Here is a 15,035-nt window from a genome sequence, read left to right on the forward strand (position 1 = left end):
ATCATCACCGCGGGCCCGGCCTGAGTAGAAGTACTCATCCCGTCCGGCGCAGGTACGCAGCCCTCCGGGCCGGGCGACACCGGTGCCTCGTACGCGCCACGACGTTCTGCCGAGGCCCGTCCCACTCCATGCCGGCAAGCATGCGGGCCGGCAGTCAGGCGCCTCCGGATCGGCAGTGAGGCAGCTGGTGGCGGGGGTCGGCCAGGCCACGTTTGACGTGTGCCCGGACCCGTTCCACGGGGTTGAGGTCGGGCGAGTGGGCGGGAAGGAGGAAGACCGTCAACCAGGCCCGTTGGCCGATCAACTCGCACATGGCATGGGAGACGTGGCTGTTCAGGCGGTCCCGGACCAGCACGATCGGTGCCTTGACCAGTTGGTGGACGCCGCCGATCAGCGTGGTCACCCGCGCCGCGGTCCGCATCTGGTCCTCCACCCAGCCGTGCGCGGCCGGGCCCTGTTCCAGATGCGCGGTGAGTTTCTCCAGGCAGCGCGGCGGCAGACGGCACCGTGATCCGCTCGGGCCGCGGGACGCCAAAGTCTGCACATCGCCGTCCCGCCACAGCTGGTGCCACTGGTAGGCCGACTTCCGGCTCACTCGCAGCTGCAGTGCCACTTCCGGCGGCTTGACCCCTGCTCGGACAGCTCGGCCACCTGCATCCGCACCGCCTCCAGGCCAAGCCCATCAGGGACCTCGGGAAGGTTCACCCTGACAAGCCGAAGTCAGTAACTGCGCGACAACGGCTCCGTACGCCGGCGGACAACCGCAGACGTCGAGGGATCGCTCACACAGGACAGCGGCATTGCACCACCACATCACCCGAGCGCCCGGGTTGCTTCGGGTAGAAGAGGACGTGGGTTCGAATCCCGCCACCCCGGACCAGTAAGACCAGGTCAGGCCCGGTCTTCCGTAGGGGAGACCGGGCCTGACTGGCTTTCCGGGGCTGTCGGGAGGAATTCCGGAGAAGGTCTTGGAATCCGTCTCCGGGCGGGCAGCTACTGGCGGTCCCTCAGCCGGGCGGCCGGACTGTGGTGCTCGCGGCGCGGGGTTTCTGCTGTGCAGCAGGTCGGTGGTCCTGGTTCCTGCGCGGCGGGTTCTGGGGGTGTGGCCTCGGGTCAGTTGGGAGGGCCGGACCAGGCGACGCCCTTGCGCTGCAGCCCGGAGCCGTAGGTGAACTCGACGGAGAACGGGTCGGCCGCGCTGTTCGGCAGGGCGTACGCAGTCAGGCCGGTGGCCTCCTGGCCGGGGGCGAGGGAGCCGGCGAGGAGCTTCATCCGCCCGCTGCCGTCGATCAGCGTGAAGACGAGGTTGCCCTTGGCGTCCTTGACGAAGAGCATCCCCGATCCGTAGAGCGAGAGCTCCTTCGGCCCGGTGTTGACGACGGTGATCTTCACCTGGACGATCGTGGCATCCTTGGGGGCCTCGAACACGGTCTCGCTCGGAACGTACGGCTCCGGCTTGGCCATGGTGACCTTCAGCCCGTCCTCGTAGGTGTAGGACTGGCCGAACGACAGGTGCCGGGCCCGCTCGTCCGCAGCCTGCTTCTCCCGCTCGGCCTCGATCTTCCTGTTCTGGGCCTCGATCCGCTCCTTCTCCTTCGCCACCCGCTCCTCGGCGCGGGCGCGGGCGGCGTCCTCGGCCACCTGCCGCTTCTCGTTGACCGCCTGCACGTGCGCCACGACGAACACCCCGGCACCGGCCGAGACCAGCAGGCCCGAGACGCCCAGGATCACGCCCGCGAGCGCCATCGCCCGGTTGGTCGCCAGGCCCTTGCCCACACGGCTCAGCCCGACGGCACCGAAGATCACCGCAAGCAGGGCCGGCAGCCAGGACAGCCAGAACAGGATGACGGTCAGGCTGAGGACGGCGCCGACGATCCCGAGCACCATGGCGGCGATGCCCAGGCCGTTGCGGGGCTGCGGCGCCGGCATCGGATACGGCGGCCAGTACGGCACACCCGGGCCCGCGCCGGGGTCAGGAGCCACGGCCGTGGCCAGGGCCTCCCGACCCGGCGCCTCGCCCTGCCCCTCGCCCTGACGCGGGCCCGGCGGTGCCCACGGGTTCGCGTCGGCCGGTTCCCCGACAGGCTGCGGGCTGTCGGGCGGGGCAGGAGTAGTCATGCAGAATCCTTCGAGCACGTTGGGATGACGGGCGGCTGTTCAACCCGACGCCGAAGTCTGTCCCGATCCCCCGGCGACAGCGACCCAATTCCGCGATGCGGTCGCCGGCCCGGCCGGCCCTGCACGCCGACATCCCGGACGGGACACCGACAGGTCCGACGGTTGATCAACATACAGGTGCCCGAAGGGCGACCACGATCGGATCCCCGCCCACCCGGGGCCGCAGGGCCCCGGGCAGACCTCGTCTGACGATCGCTCTGAAACCCACCTGGTGGTCCTGCGCGAGCTGGACGTTGCCCGCGAGGCGCTGCAGCAGGCGAAGGGCGGTGGGTCGCAGGCGTGCTCGCGCAGGCCGGCGTCGATCCGCAGGGCGACGAGGTGCGCGCCGTCCGCGAGTTGCGCCGGGCCGTCCCCGGCCTCGGTCCGGCCTCCGCGGTCGACCTGGTCGAGCCGGGCCGGTACGGCCGGCTGAGCCCCGCCTCGCGCCCGCCCTCCGGCCCGGCCGCCAGGCCTCAGATGCCCAGGTGGTGGGCGCGGGCTGCGGCCGAGGCGAGGAGGCGGTGGATGTCGGCCTCGCGGGTGGTGGGGGCGTCGTTGTAGACGTCCGGCGAGCTGACGGTGATGCCGCCGGCGTGCAGGACCTCCATGACCTGGGTGCGGGCGCGGCGGACGGTCTGCGGGGTGCCGTAACCGTGGGCGAGCACGGCGGTCTGGGCACCGAGCAGGCAGACCCGGCCGTGCCTGTCCCAGAGGGCGCCCTGCAGCCAGCCGAAGGCGGTGAGGTAGCGCGACGTCAGCTGGAGGTGCCCGGCGACGGACACCGGGACGGGCCGTGGCGGACGGTGCGCCAGCCGGTCCAGGACGGTGCGGCGGGGCAGCGGCTGGTCGGCGTTCCAGGGCTGGAGGGCCCGGCCCAGCGGGCAGACGTACGGGACGGGGACGCGCGCGGACGGCGGCAGCGAGGCGAGGTAGTCCTCGATCTCGGTGATCAGGGCGGAGCCGTCCACGGTGACGGTCAGTGGGGGCGGCGGACCGACGATGAGGTTGGAGACGGGCATGGCGCTGGTCCTTTTGTCCGGGTTTGTCGCAGCTTCATTGATAACCCGGAAGGCCCTCCGCGGCGACGCGGGCCGCGGCGGCGGGCGAGTCCCCTCGCCCTGACGGGCAGCCGGACCGGCCGGCCCCCGGTCCGCGAACCGCGAGGTCGCGGCGTCGAGCAGCAGGGTGGAGGGGCGGCGGGCACCCCGGAGGAACGGGCCGACAGGTCGCCGCGGCCGTCCGGCGTGTCGGCAGGGCGGACCACGCAAGAACCGGCAGGGCGGACCGCGCAGAACCCGCGGAGCGTGCCACGCAGAAACCCGCGGAGCGAACCCGTCGGCCGCCGTCAGAGCAGGCCGGCGAGGTCCTGGCGGGAGGCCACCCCCAGCTTGGGGTAGGCCTTGTAGAGGTGATGGCCCACGGTGCGCGGGCTCAGGAACAGCTGGGCGGCGATGTCCCGGTTGCTCAGGCCCTGGGCGGCGAGCCGGACGATCTGCAGCTCCTGCGGGGTGAGGGCGGCGAGCGGTCCGGCCGCCGGTGCGGCGGGGGCGCCGACGCCGGTGGCGGTGAGCTCGGTGCGCGCCCGGTCGGCCCAGGGCCCGGCGCCGAGCAGGTCGAAGGCCTCCAGGGCGGCCCGCAGGTGCGGCCGGGCGTCGGTGCGGCGGCGCGAGCGGCGCAGCCACTCCCCGTACAGCAGGGCGGTGCGGGCCTGTTCGAAGGGGCGCTCGGCGGTGCGGTGCAGGTCGAGGGCGGCGAGGTAGCCGGCCTCGGCGAGTTCGTCGGGGCCGAGCAGGGCCCGGCAGCGCAGCAGCAGGGCGCGGGCCCACGGCTGTCCGCAGGCCTCCGCCCAGCGGGCGAACCGCCGGTACGGCTCCTCGGCCTGCTCCGGGCGGCCGATCCGGACGGCGGCCTCGACCAGGTCGGGCACGGCCCGGGTGCCGGAGACGTGGTACCGCTGGCTGCCGCCGGTGAGTTCGGCGAGCCGGTCCAGGGCCTCGGCGGCGCGGCCCTCGCCGAGGTCGAGCAGGCCGAGTGCCCACTGCGTCCAGGCGCGTCCGGCGGGTCGGGCCGGGCCGCGGCCGTCGAGGGCCTCGGTGGCGAGGGCGGTGCAGCGCCCGGCGTCCCCGGCCAGGGCGGCGAGCAGGGCGAGCAGGGCGCCGAGCTGGCTGGCCCACTGGTGCTGGCCGGTGTCGCGGGCGAGCGAGAGGCCCTCGCCGGCGGTGATCTCGGCCTCGCGGTGCCGGCCGTGGAAGAGCTGGGCCTCGGCGTGGAAGAAGAGCAGGGTGGGGAGGGTGCCGACGGCGCCCGCCCGGCGGGCCTCCTCGATCAGGGCGGCGGTGACCCGGTGGGTCTCCTCGTCCCGGCCGAGGACGAGGGTGACGCCGCTGAGTTGGGCGAAGTCCCGGACGGCGTCGGCGCCGGCGCGGCGGGCCCGGTCGACGGCCTCGGCGGCGTCGGGGGCGGGCGGTGCGGGGCGGCCGAGCAGCGGGAGGGTGCCGGCCAGGAGGTAGTCGGCGATCGGCGCGGCCGGGTCGTCGGGCGGGAGTGCCAGGGCGGCCAGCCGGTCGACGGCGGTGGCGAGTTCGGCCTCGCCGAGGTACCAGGCGGCGTGGAAGGCGAGGAAGAGCATCCGGGCGGCGTCCGGGGCCGGGGTGCCGGGGCCGGCCGCGTCGAGGAGCAGCCGGTAGGCGGCGGGGTGGTCGCCGTGCTGGAAGGCCGCGGCGGCGCGCAGGTGGTCGATCAGGGCGTGGGCGACGGGGTCGGCGGTGCGGGCGCGGGCGCGGACGGCGAGGTCGGCGGCCCGGTCGCTCTCGCCGGCGTCGGCGGCGGCCTCGGCGGCGAGGACGAGGCGCCTGGTGTGTCCGTCGCGGTCGGCGGTGAGCCGGGCGGCCCGTTCGAAGGCGGCTGCGGCGCCGGCGTGCCCGCCGCGGGCCTCGGCACGGTGGGCGGCTTCTTCGAGTGCGTCGGCGAGGCCGTCGTCGGGTCCGGTGGCGGCGAGGGCGAGGTGCCAGGTGCGGCGGTCGCCGTCGAGGGCCCCGGCGAGGGCCCGGTGGACGGCGATCCGCTGGTCGAGCGGGGCGCGTTGCAGGACGGCTTCGCGCAGCAGCGGGTGGTGGAAGGCGATCCCGCCGTCGGCGGCGCGGACCAGGCCGTCCTGCTCGGCGGGCGGGAGGTCGGCGGGGCCGGCTCCGAGTGCGGCGGCTGCGGCGAGGACGGTGCCGAGGTCGCCGGTCTCCTCGACGGCTGCGGCCAGCAGCAGGGTCTGGGTCGCGGCGGGCAGGCGGGTCAGCCGTCCGTGGAAGGCGAGCCGGAGGCGGCCGGGCAGCGGCAGCGGGCCCGCCGCGGCGCCGGCGGCGAGGGCGGCGGGGAGTTCGGTGAGGGCGAGCGGGTTGCCGTGCGCCTCGGCGAGCACCCGGCGGCGGAGAGCGGGGTCGAGCCCGGCGGGGAGCAGTTGTTCGGCGTCGGCGGCGGCCAGCGGGGCGGGCCGGAGTTCGGCCAACCCGCCTGCCGGGAAGGCGCCTTCGCCGTCGCGGGCGGCGAACAGCAGCGCCACGCCCTCCTCGCGGAGCCGGCGGGCGGCGATCAGCAGTGCCTCCGCGGAGGCGGCGTCCAGCCATTGGGCGTCGTCGACCAGGCACAGCAGCGGCCGGTCGCCGGCGAGTTCGGCGAGCAGGTGTTGGGTGGCGAGGCCCAGCAGCAGCCGGTCGCCGGGGCCGGTGTCGGCGAGGCCGAACGCGCCTTCCAGGGCGCGGCGCAACGGGCCGGGCAGGGCGTCCAGGCGGTCGAGGGCGGGTGCGAGCAGCAGGTGCAGCCCGGCGAAGGAGAGTTCGGCCTCGTACTCGATGCCGGTGGCCCTGAGCACGCGGAAGCCGTCGGCGGTGCGGGCTGCGGCGTCGAGCAGCGCGGTCTTGCCGATGCCGGCCTCGCCGCGCAGCACCAGGGCGCCGCTGCGGCCCTCCCGCGCGGCGTCCAGCAGGGCCTCGACCGCTGCCTGCTCCCCCGTCCTGCCGTACAGCACGCCTGCCACCCTACCCAGCCATGTCCGGTGCGGGGCGCGGCAGTTGCCTATGGCCGACCGATTCGCCGGGCACCGGGCCGCGGCTACCTTCGTGAGCAGCGGGAACGGCCCGCGACGGATCGAAGGGACAGCATCGTGAGCGACCTCCGGCAGATCGTCGAGGAGTACATCTCCGTGTGGAACGAGACCGACGGCGGCGACCGCCGGGCGGCGATCGACGCCCTGTGGGCCGAGGACGGCAGCTACACCGACCCGCTGGTGGACGTGGTCGGGCGGGACGGGCTGGACGCGACGGTGGCGGCGGTGCAGGCGCAGTTCCCGGGCTTCGTGTTCACGCTCGGACCGGTCGACGCGCACCACCGGGTGGCCCGGTTCACCTGGGGCCTCGGCCCGGCCGGGGCGGAGCCGCTGGTGGAGGGCTTCGACGTGCTGGCCGTGGACGGCGAGGGCCGGGTCGCCTCGGTGGCGGGCTTCCTCGACAAGGTGCCCGGCGCCTGAGGCGGGGCCGTCCGGTGCCCGGCGCTGCGGACGCGTTCCGTTCCGCGCCGGGCATCGGGTTGGATGGGGGGATGAGCGAGGAGAAGAACGCCGCACCGGCGTGGGAGCAGCGGTTCCGGGCGGCACGGGTGTCGCTGCCCGACTGGGCGGAGGAGGCCCCGGAGCGGGCGCTGTACGTGTCGAACGGCACCGGTACCTACGAGGTGTACGCCTGGGACCGGGTGACGGACACGCACCGCCGGGTGACCGACCGCCCGAACGGCACGACCGATGCGGAGCTCAGCCCGGACGGCGCCTGGGTGTGGTGGTTCGACGACACCGACGGCGACGAGTTCGGGGTGTGGCGCCGCCAGCCGTTCGCGGGCGGCCCGGACGAGGAGGCGGTGCCGGGCGTGCCCGCCGCGTACTCGGCGGGTCTGGCGCTCGGCCGGGACGGCACGGTGGTGGTGGGCACCTCCACGGACGACGAGGGCACCGCGCTGTACCTGCGCCGGCCGGGTTCGTCCGAGGTGGAGGTGGTGTACCGGCACGCCGAGTACGGCGGCATCGGCGACCTGTCGTACGACGGTTCGCTGCTGGCGGTGGACCACACCGAGCACGGCGACGCGATGCACTCGGCGATCCGGGTGCTGCGGCTGTCCGACGGTGCGGCCATCGCCGAGCTGGACGAGGTCACCGGGCGCGCGGACCCGCGCGGGGTGGCCTGCCTGGGCTTCGCGCCGGCCGACGGCGACACCCGGCTGCTGGTCGCGCACCAGCGCCGGGGCCGCTGGGAGCCGATGCTGTGGGACGTCGTGGCCGGCACCGAGACCGAGCTGGTGCTCCGCGACGAGCAGGGCCGGGAGTTCCCCGGCGACCTGTCGGCGCAGTGGCGGCCGGGCGCGCGGTCCCTGCTCATCGAGCACGAGTACGAGGCGCGCAGCGAGCTCTTCTCGTACGACCTGGCGGCGGCGGAGCTGACCCGGCTGGACACGCCGCGCGGCACGGTCGCGGGGGCGACGGCGCGGCCGGACGGCACGGTGGAGTTCCTGTGGTCGTCGGCGGCGGAGCCGTCGGCGGTCCGCTCGACGGCGGGCACGGTGGTGCTGCGGGCTCCGGGCCCGGTGCCGCCGGGGTCGGTGCCGGTGGAGGACGTCTGGGTGGAGGGGCCGGGCGGCCGGGTGCACGCGCTGGTCCAGCGACCGGCCGGCGAGGGCCCGTTCCCGACGGTCTTCGAGATCCACGGCGGCCCGACCCACCACGACAGCGATTCCTTCGCGGCCGGGCCCGCCGCCTGGCTGGATCACGGTTTCGCCGTCGTCCGGGTCAACTACCGGGGCTCGACGGGCTACGGGCAGGCCTGGACGGACGCGCTGCGCGAGCGGGTCGGTCTGATCGAGCTGGAGGACATCGGCGCGGTCCGCACCTGGGCGGTGGAGTCGGGGCTGGCCGATCCGGCCCGGCTGGTGCTGTCCGGCGGTTCCTGGGGCGGCTACCTGACGCTGCTCGGTCTCGGGGTGCAGCCCGAGGACTGGACGCTGGGCCTGGCGGCCGTCCCGGTCGCGGACTACCTCACGGCGTACGCGGATGAGATGGAGGCGCTGAAGTCGCTGGACCGCACGCTGTTCGGCGGCACGCCGGAGGAGGTGCCGGACCGCTGGCGGGCGTCCTCGCCGCTGACGTACGTGGAGCAGGTGAAGGCTCCGGTGTACATCAGCGCGGGTGTGAACGACCCGCGCTGCCCGATCCGGCAGATCGAGAACTATGTCGCCCGGCTGGAGGCCCTCGGTAAGGTGCACGAGGTCTACCGCTACGACGCCGGCCACGGCTCGCTGGTGGTGGAGGAGCGCATCCGGCAGCTGAGGCTTGAGATCGACTTCGCGCAGCGGCACCTCGGCGGCCCTGTGCACGGGGGAGACGGGGAATGAGCAGACGCACCGCCCTGGCTGCGGCCGCAGTGCTGACCGTACTGCTGACGGCGACGGCGTGCTCGGACGAGAGCGAGGACCCCTGCGACCCCGATGCGGCCGGTGCTCCGGCCGTCTCGGTGGACGGCGGGGCGCCCGGCGGCGACCTGTCGGCGCAGCTGATGGCCAAGTCGGGGCGCAGCGCCAAGAAGTCCAAGAGCAGCCGGACGGTGCACCACCACCACTCGGGCACGTCCGGCTCGACGAGCGGGTCGAGCGGCGACGGCTACGGCTGCGGTTCCTCGCCGAGCCCGGCGCCGAGCCGGTCGTGGTCCTTCTCGCCGAGCCCGGTGCCGGGCTCCGGCAGCCTGCTGCCCTCGCCGCGGACTCCGCTGCCGACGGCGAAGACCCCGCTGCCGACCAAGCGGTAGCGCCCTACTGGACCGGGTCCAGCCCGAGGGCCCGGTCCTGGGCGGCCTCCGCCTCCCGGCGGACCAGCCGGAACCACATGAACACCACGAAGCCGGCGAAGACGAACCACTCCAGGGTGTAGCCGAGGTTCTGGAAGGCGCGCAGGGTGAGGCCGTTGCCGCCCTGCGGTTCGACGGTCGGCACCCGGGCCAGCGGCGGGGTGACGCCGTCGGCGGCGATCCAGCCGTCGTACACCTGGTAGGGCAGCACGTTGATCAGGGTGGCGGGGCTGATGGTGCCGAGCTGCCCGGCGGGCAGGCCGCCGGCGACGGCGCCGCCGCTGCCGCTGTTCTCGGGTGCCTGGAGCCGGCCGGCGACGGTGACCTCGCCGGTCGGCGCCGCGGGCGGCGCCTGCCCGCTGCCGGGCTCCCCGGGCGCCCAGCCGCGGACGACGGCGGCGGCCCGGCCGTCGGCGGTGCGCAGCGGGGTGAGCACGTAGTAGCCCTGCTTCCCGTCGACGGTGCGGCCGGGGACGAGGAGCTGGTGGGCGCTGTCGTAGCTGCCGGTGACGGTGACGGTCCGGCCGACGGTGTCGGTGCCGACCTGCGGCCGGTCGGCGGTGAGCACGTCCGTGAGCGGCGCGGCGGCGGAGGCGGCCGCGGCGGCGGATGCCTGGGCGGTGTCCCGGTGGCTGTCGACCCGGTCCTCGAACCGGCCGAGCTGCCAGCTGCCGAGCATCAGGCAGACCACGATGGCGGCCACGCCGACGGCACTGGCGGCGATCCACCGCGGAGTCAGGAGAAACCGGTACACACCACCACGGTAACGACCCCTACGCCGGCCCCCGGCCGCAGGGGTGCCGCCGCGGGCCGGCGCGCCGCGCCCCGCCGCGGTCAGCCGGAGGTGGGTGCGGCGGTGGACGGCTCGACCGGGACGGTCTCGGGGGCGGTGCGGTAGACCGTGCCGCCGCAGCTCCCGGTGATCACCGCACTGGCCGCCTCGGGTACGCCGCCCTCGGGGGTGTGCGCGACGGTGACGCTCGGCGGGACGGCCGAGGGGGTCGGGCTGGGGCTGGTCTCGGTGCCGGCCGCGCCGGGGACGGCCGGGGCGGCACTGTCGGCGGCGGGCGCGGCGGCCCGGGGGGCGCTGCTCGGGCAGGTGCCCTCGGGCACCCAGCCGAACCGGACGCGGTAGCCCTCGCCGGGCGCGAGCACCAGCGGGAGGGGGACGGCGGTCGGGGCGGGCAGTGCCGCGGCGGCGTCGCCGGCGATGTGGTCGACGACCTTGATCCGGGCCTGTTCGGCGGGGCCGCCCGCGGTGGCGGCGACGGTGCCGGGGCCGGTCAGCCCGCAGCTGCGGGCCGAGGTGTTCCGTACGGTGAAGTACCCGTAGACGCTGCCGGCGCTGTCCGCCGTGTCCAGGTGGGCGGTGGCGCGGCCGAGGTCGGCCCGCAGGCAGGCGGGGACGGCCGGGGGCGCGCTGGCGGGGGCGCCGGACTGCCCGGGGTCGGTGGCGGTGCCGCTGCCGCTCGCCGAAGGGGTGGGCCGCCCGTCGGGGAAAGCGGGCAGCGGGGTGCTGCGCGGGCCGCCGGGGCTACCCCGGCTGGGCCGGGGCACGCTGCTGGCGCCGTGCGCGTCTGCGCTGCCGGCGGTGGGCCCGCCGGAGAGGTCGAAGGGCCGGACGGCGTGCAGGGTGGGCACGGCGGCGGCCGCGACCAGGGTGGCGGCGACCGCGCCCGTCCAGGCGTGGCGCCGGCGGGCGCGGCGGCGGGGCACGGCGAGGCGGATGCGGCCGAGTGCGGCCGGGTCGGGCTCGACGGCGGCCACGGATTCGCGGAAGAGGGCGCGCAGCTCGTACTCGGCGCGCTCGCGGCCCTGCTGGTCGTCAGTCATGGCTGCTCTCCATCAGGACGCGCAGGGTGGCCAGTCCGCGCGAGCCGTACGCCTTGACCGAGCCGACGGAGACGCCGAGCACCTCGGCGACCTGGGCCTCCGTCAGGTCCGCGTAGTAGCGCAGCACGAGCACCTCCCGCTGACGGCGTTGCAGCCCTTTCAGCGCGGTCCTCAGCTGATCGCGCTCCAGCGCATCGTAGGCCCCTTCTTCTGCACTGGCCATGTCAGGCATGGGCTTGGGCAGCAGGCGGAGGCCCAGGATGCGCCGGCGCAGCGTGGAGCGGGACAGGTTGACGACGGTCTGCCGCAGGTAGGCGAGGGTCTTCTCGGGCTCGCGGACCCGCTTGCGGGCGGCGTGGACCCGGATGAACGCCTCCTGCACGACGTCCTCGCAGGAGGAGAGGTCGTCCAGCAGCAGCGCGGCCAGGCGCAGCAGTGACCGGTAGTGGGCCTGGTAGGTCTCGGTGAGCTGGTCGACGCTGGCCCCCGTCGCGTCCGCCGCCGCGGCCGAGCCCATCCGACTAGCTGCCGACCGGCGTACCGGCAGCGGCAGCGACACCACCGGCACCGCCTCGATCACGTTCGACACGCCTGTTGGACACTCGATCCCCCGTCATGGTTGCCCGGACGGCCTGCCATTCTTCCGTACGAACGGGAGGCCGCTCCAGCGGAACAACGGGTGATTATGACGGATTGTCTCGGCAGGATCGGGAGAAACCGTGACGGTGCTCCCGTTCCACGAACGAACGGGCCGGGCGCACCGCAGAATCGGTGCGCCCGGCCCGTCCGGTGGATCAGCGGCCGGTGCCGCCGTAGACGACGGCCTCGTCGGTGTCCGTGTCCAGGCCGAAGGCGGTGTGCACGGCGCGCACGGCCTCCGGGATGTCCTCGGAGCGGGTGACGACCGAGATGCGGATCTCGGAGGTGGAGATCAGCTCGATGTTGACCCCGGCCTCGGAGAGCGCCTCGAAGAACGTCGCGGTGACGCCCGGGTTGGAGCGCATGCCGGCGCCGACCAGCGAGAGCTTGCCGATGGCGTCGTCGTAGCGCAGCGACTCGTAGCCGATTCCGTCCTTGACCCGGCCGAGGGCGTCGATGGCCTTCTGGCCGTCGGTCTTGGGCAGGGTGAAGGAGATGTCGGTCAGGCCGGTGGACGCGGTGGAGACGTTCTGCACCACCATGTCGATGTTGACCTCGGCATCCGCGATGGCACGGAAGATGCGGGCCGCCTCGCCCGGCTTGTCCGGCACCCCGACGACCGTGATCTTGGCCTCGGACGTGTCGTGGGCGACTCCGGAGATGATGGCCTGCTCCATCTCGCCCCCTTCGGGCTTGTTGGGGTTGTCGTTGCTCACGATTGTCCCCGGCAGACCGGAGAACGACGAGCGAACGTGGATCGGGATGTTGTAGCGGCGCGCGTACTCGACGCAGCGGTCGAGGAGCACCTTGGAGCCGGACGACGCCAGCTCCAGCATGTCCTCGAAGGCGATCCAGTCGATCTTGCGGGCCTTCTTCACCACGCGCGGGTCGGCGGTGAACACGCCGTCCACGTCGGTGTAGATCTCGCAGACCTCGGCGCCGAGCGCCGCCGCCAGGGCGACGGCGGTGGTGTCCGAGCCGCCGCGGCCCAGCGTGGTGATGTCCTTGCTGACCTGCGACACGCCCTGGAAGCCGGCCACGATCGCGATGTTGCCCTCGTCCAGGGCGTTGCGGATGCGGCCGGGCGTGACGTCGATGATGCGTGCCTTGTTGTGCGTGGCGTCGGTGATGACGCCCGCCTGGCTGCCCGTGAAGGACTGGGCGTCGAAGCCCAGCGTTCTGATCGCCATGGCCAGCAGCGCCATGGAGATGCGCTCTCCTGCGGTCAGCAGCATGTCGAACTCACGGCCGGACGGAATAGGGGTCACCTGTTCCGCGAGTTCGATGAGCTCGTCCGTCGTGTCTCCCATCGCGGACACCACGACGACGACCTCATGGCCGGCCTTCCTGGTGTCGACGATCCGTCGGGCGACGCGCTTGATGCCCTCGGCATCCGCAACGGATGAGCCGCCGTACTTCTGCACGACAAGGCCCACGTGCGCTCCTCGACTTGTGTCGTTTCGGGGGTGGTGGCCCCCTTCTGCGGTCGCGGCCAGTCTATCGAGCGGGGCGCGGGCGACCGGAGCCATCCATATGACGAGACGACCATATCGCCTGGTGAGCAGCGGGAACAGGCAGGTCTGCGGGCGGAGCCCCGCCCGCCGAAAGAAAATCCGGGGCCGGGCATCAGCCCGACCCCGGATTTCACGTTGTGGAGATTCGGTGGAACCTTCCTCACAGACCCAGCTCGGCGGCCATCAGGTCGCCGGCCTGCTGCTCCAGCTGCTCGTCGGTGAGCCCGTCCTGGTCGGTGTCCGCACCGTCCACCGCCGCACCGATCGGGCTGTCCAGCCGGACGTGCGCGATCAGCGACTGCAGCGCCCGCAGCACCGCGGTGCAGGTCGAACCCCAGTTGGACAGGTACGAGAACTGCCACCACCACAGCGCCTCGCTGACCCGGCCCTCCCGGTAGTGCACCAGGCCGTGCCGCAGCTCCGCGACCACACCCGCCAGGTCGTCCGAGATCCGGAAGGCGCTCGGCTTCTCCGGCGGCCCGTACGGGTCGAAGACCTCGTGGTACACGTCGATCGGCGCCAGCAGCTCGGCGAGCCGCTCGCGCAGCTCGACGCCGTCCGGCTCCGGCCCGGTGTCCGGCTCGAACCGGTCCTCCGGCAGGACGTCCTCGATGGCCCCCAGCCGGCCGCCCGCCAGCAGCAGCTGCGAGACCTCCAGCAGCAGCAGCGAGATCGCGCTGCCCGGCTCGTCGCCCTTGGCCACCTCGGTCACGGCGAGCACGAAGCTCTCCACCGAGTCGGCGATCTGGACGGCGAAGTCGTCGGGTTCCCGGGTGTGGGCGGTGTCACTGTGGTCAGACATCGAGCAGTCGTCTCCCTTCGAAGGCCCGGCCGAGGGTGACCTCGTCGGCGTACTCCAGGTCCCCGCCGACGGGCAGGCCGCTCGCCAGCCGGGTCACCTTCAGGCCCATCGGCTTGCACAGCCGGGCCAGATAGGTGGCGGTCGCCTCCCCCTCCAGGTTGGGGTCGGTGGCCAGGATCAGCTCGGTGACCGTGCCGTCCGCGAGCCGCGTCATCAGCTCCCGGATCCGCAGGTCGTCCGGGCCGACGCCCTCGATCGGGCTGATCGCGCCGCCCAGCACGTGGTACCGGCCGCGGAACTCGCGCGTCCGCTCGATCGCCACCACGTCCTTCGGCTCCTCGACCACGCAGATCACCGCGAGGTCGCGGCGCGGGTCCAGACAGACCCGGCACTGCTCGGACTCCGCGACATTGCCGCAGACCACGCAGAACCGGACCCTCTCCTTCACCTGCATCAGCGCGTTCGCCAGCCGCCGGACGTCCACCGGGTCGGCCTGCAGCACATGGAAGGCGATCCGCTGCGCGCTCTTGGGCCCGACGCCGGGCAGCCTGCCCAGTTCGTCGATCAGGTCCTGAACCACGCCCTCGTACACGTCACGCCTTCCTTCGGCCGGGCCACGGCCCGGTGCCCAGTGCTCCGGGCCCGTCGCTCCGGTGCCATCATCCAACGAATCGGGCGCCGGACACACCGTCCGGCGCCCGACTCACCCATAAATCACACAGCACCGGCGCGTTCCGGCCCGCCGGGGGCGCGCCGGACACCGCGGGCGGACCCGGTTCGCGACACGGGTCAGAACGGCAGACCGGGGATGCCGCCGCCGAGGCCCTGGGTGAGCGGGCCCATCCGCTCGGCCTGCAGCCGCTGGGCCGCCGCGTTGGCGTCCCGGACGGCGGCGAGCACCAGGTCGGCCAGGGTCTCGGTGTCCTCCGGGTCGACCGCGGCCGGGGCGATGGTCAGCGCCACCAGCTCGCCGGCGCCCGTCACCGTCGCCTCGACCAGGCCGCCGCCCGCCGAACCGCTCACCTTCGTCTCGGCCAGTTCCTTCTGAGCCCGGCCGAGCTCCTCCTGCATCTTCTGCGCCTGCTTCAGCAGCTGCTGCATGTTGGGCTGGCCACCAGGGAACACGGCACTCTCCTGCCTTCAACGACGTCGTCGCACCCGAGCCTACGCGGCGCCACCGGGCGCCGCGGCCGGGAACCCCGCCGCGGCCCGGCACCG

Annotated in this window: 14 protein-coding genes; 3 read left to right on the forward strand and 11 right to left on the reverse strand. The window is 74.2% G+C overall.

Features of this window, described 5'->3' with window-relative positions:
• Nucleotides 1-154 precede the first annotated feature (154 nt).
• The 4 genes from AB0M03_RS16315 to AB0M03_RS16330 form a co-directional block, all read right to left on the reverse strand.
• On the reverse strand, nt 155-613 hold the full coding sequence (locus tag AB0M03_RS16315; RefSeq protein WP_363492174.1) for a transposase: 459 nt from the start codon (nt 611-613) through the stop codon (nt 155-157).
• Nucleotides 614-1,113: 500 nt separating this feature from the next.
• Complete coding sequence (locus tag AB0M03_RS16320; RefSeq protein WP_363492175.1) at nt 1,114-2,118, reverse strand: hypothetical protein; 1,005 nt, start codon at nt 2,116-2,118, stop codon at nt 1,114-1,116.
• Between the two features lie 512 nt (nt 2,119-2,630).
• Nucleotides 2,631-3,176 carry a hypothetical protein gene (locus tag AB0M03_RS16325; protein ID WP_363492176.1) on the reverse strand — a complete coding sequence of 182 codons (546 nt, stop codon included), beginning with the start codon at nt 3,174-3,176 and terminating at the stop codon, nt 2,631-2,633.
• Nucleotides 3,177-3,502: 326 nt separating this feature from the next.
• Nucleotides 3,503-6,175 (reverse strand): AAA family ATPase, encoded by a 2,673-nt coding sequence (locus tag AB0M03_RS16330; protein WP_363492177.1) that lies wholly within the window; start codon nt 6,173-6,175, stop codon nt 3,503-3,505.
• Between the two features lie 135 nt (nt 6,176-6,310).
• Between AB0M03_RS16330 and AB0M03_RS16335 the strand changes: the two genes are divergently transcribed.
• The 3 genes from AB0M03_RS16335 (at nt 6,311) to AB0M03_RS16345 (ending at nt 8,990) form a co-directional block, all read left to right on the forward strand.
• Entirely contained in the window at nt 6,311-6,673 is a 363-nt protein-coding gene (locus tag AB0M03_RS16335) for a nuclear transport factor 2 family protein (RefSeq protein ID WP_363492178.1), read from the forward strand.
• 71 nt (nt 6,674-6,744) lie between these two features.
• Entirely contained in the window at nt 6,745-8,580 is a 1,836-nt protein-coding gene (locus AB0M03_RS16340) for a prolyl oligopeptidase family serine peptidase (RefSeq protein WP_363492179.1), read from the forward strand.
• Nucleotides 8,577-8,990, forward strand: a complete 414-nt coding sequence (locus AB0M03_RS16345; protein WP_363492180.1) for a hypothetical protein — start codon at nt 8,577-8,579, stop codon at nt 8,988-8,990. Before AB0M03_RS16340 ends, AB0M03_RS16345 begins: the two co-directional genes overlap by 4 nt.
• Before the next feature lie 4 nt (nt 8,991-8,994).
• On the opposite strand, the gene AB0M03_RS16350 is transcribed toward AB0M03_RS16345, so the two are convergent.
• The 7 genes from AB0M03_RS16350 to AB0M03_RS16380 form a co-directional block, all read right to left on the reverse strand.
• Nucleotides 8,995-9,783 (reverse strand): SURF1 family protein, encoded by a 789-nt coding sequence (locus AB0M03_RS16350; protein WP_363492181.1) that lies wholly within the window; start codon nt 9,781-9,783, stop codon nt 8,995-8,997.
• An 80-nt stretch (nt 9,784-9,863) separates the two neighbouring features.
• Entirely contained in the window at nt 9,864-10,862 is a 999-nt protein-coding gene (locus tag AB0M03_RS16355) for a hypothetical protein (protein ID WP_363492182.1), read from the reverse strand.
• Entirely contained in the window at nt 10,855-11,379 is a 525-nt protein-coding gene (locus AB0M03_RS16360) for a SigE family RNA polymerase sigma factor (protein WP_363492290.1), read from the reverse strand. The genes AB0M03_RS16355 and AB0M03_RS16360 overlap by 8 nt, the downstream gene beginning before the upstream one ends.
• Before the next feature lie 277 nt (nt 11,380-11,656).
• Nucleotides 11,657-12,937 (reverse strand): aspartate kinase, encoded by a 1,281-nt coding sequence (locus tag AB0M03_RS16365; RefSeq protein WP_363492183.1) that lies wholly within the window; start codon nt 12,935-12,937, stop codon nt 11,657-11,659.
• A 238-nt stretch (nt 12,938-13,175) separates the two neighbouring features.
• A complete protein-coding gene (locus AB0M03_RS16370; RefSeq protein ID WP_363492184.1) occupies nt 13,176-13,817 on the reverse strand; it encodes a DUF5063 domain-containing protein in 642 nt (213 codons plus the stop codon).
• A complete protein-coding gene (gene recR / locus AB0M03_RS16375; protein WP_363492186.1) occupies nt 13,810-14,409 on the reverse strand; it encodes a recombination mediator RecR in 600 nt (199 codons plus the stop codon). Before recR ends, AB0M03_RS16370 begins: the two co-directional genes overlap by 8 nt.
• Before the next feature lie 197 nt (nt 14,410-14,606).
• Entirely contained in the window at nt 14,607-14,942 is a 336-nt protein-coding gene (locus tag AB0M03_RS16380) for a YbaB/EbfC family nucleoid-associated protein (RefSeq protein ID WP_363492187.1), read from the reverse strand.
• Nucleotides 14,943-15,035: the final 93 nt, after the last annotated feature.

Origin of the sequence: Kitasatospora sp. NPDC051914, from assembly GCF_040680995.1 — a bacterium.
In the GTDB taxonomy this organism is placed as follows: Bacteria; Actinomycetota; Actinomycetes; order Streptomycetales; family Streptomycetaceae; genus Kitasatospora.

What these genes read in the sequence shown, in the direction of transcription:
- AB0M03_RS16320 (WP_363492175.1), bottom strand. Translation starts at nt 2,118, where the DNA reads ATGACTACTCCTGCCCCGCCCGACAGCCCGCAGCCTGTCGGGGAACCG.
- AB0M03_RS16325 (WP_363492176.1), bottom strand. Translation starts at nt 3,176, where the DNA reads ATGCCCGTCTCCAACCTCATCGTCGGTCCGCCGCCCCCACTGACCGTC.
- AB0M03_RS16340 (WP_363492179.1), top strand. Translation starts at nt 6,745, where the DNA reads ATGAGCGAGGAGAAGAACGCCGCACCGGCGTGGGAGCAGCGGTTCCGG.
- AB0M03_RS16345 (WP_363492180.1), top strand. Translation starts at nt 8,577, where the DNA reads ATGAGCAGACGCACCGCCCTGGCTGCGGCCGCAGTGCTGACCGTACTG.
- AB0M03_RS16355 (WP_363492182.1), bottom strand. Translation starts at nt 10,862, where the DNA reads ATGACTGACGACCAGCAGGGCCGCGAGCGCGCCGAGTACGAGCTGCGC.
- AB0M03_RS16360 (WP_363492290.1), bottom strand. Translation starts at nt 11,379, where the DNA reads ATGGGCTCGGCCGCGGCGGCGGACGCGACGGGGGCCAGCGTCGACCAG.
- AB0M03_RS16370 (WP_363492184.1), bottom strand. Translation starts at nt 13,817, where the DNA reads ATGTCTGACCACAGTGACACCGCCCACACCCGGGAACCCGACGACTTC.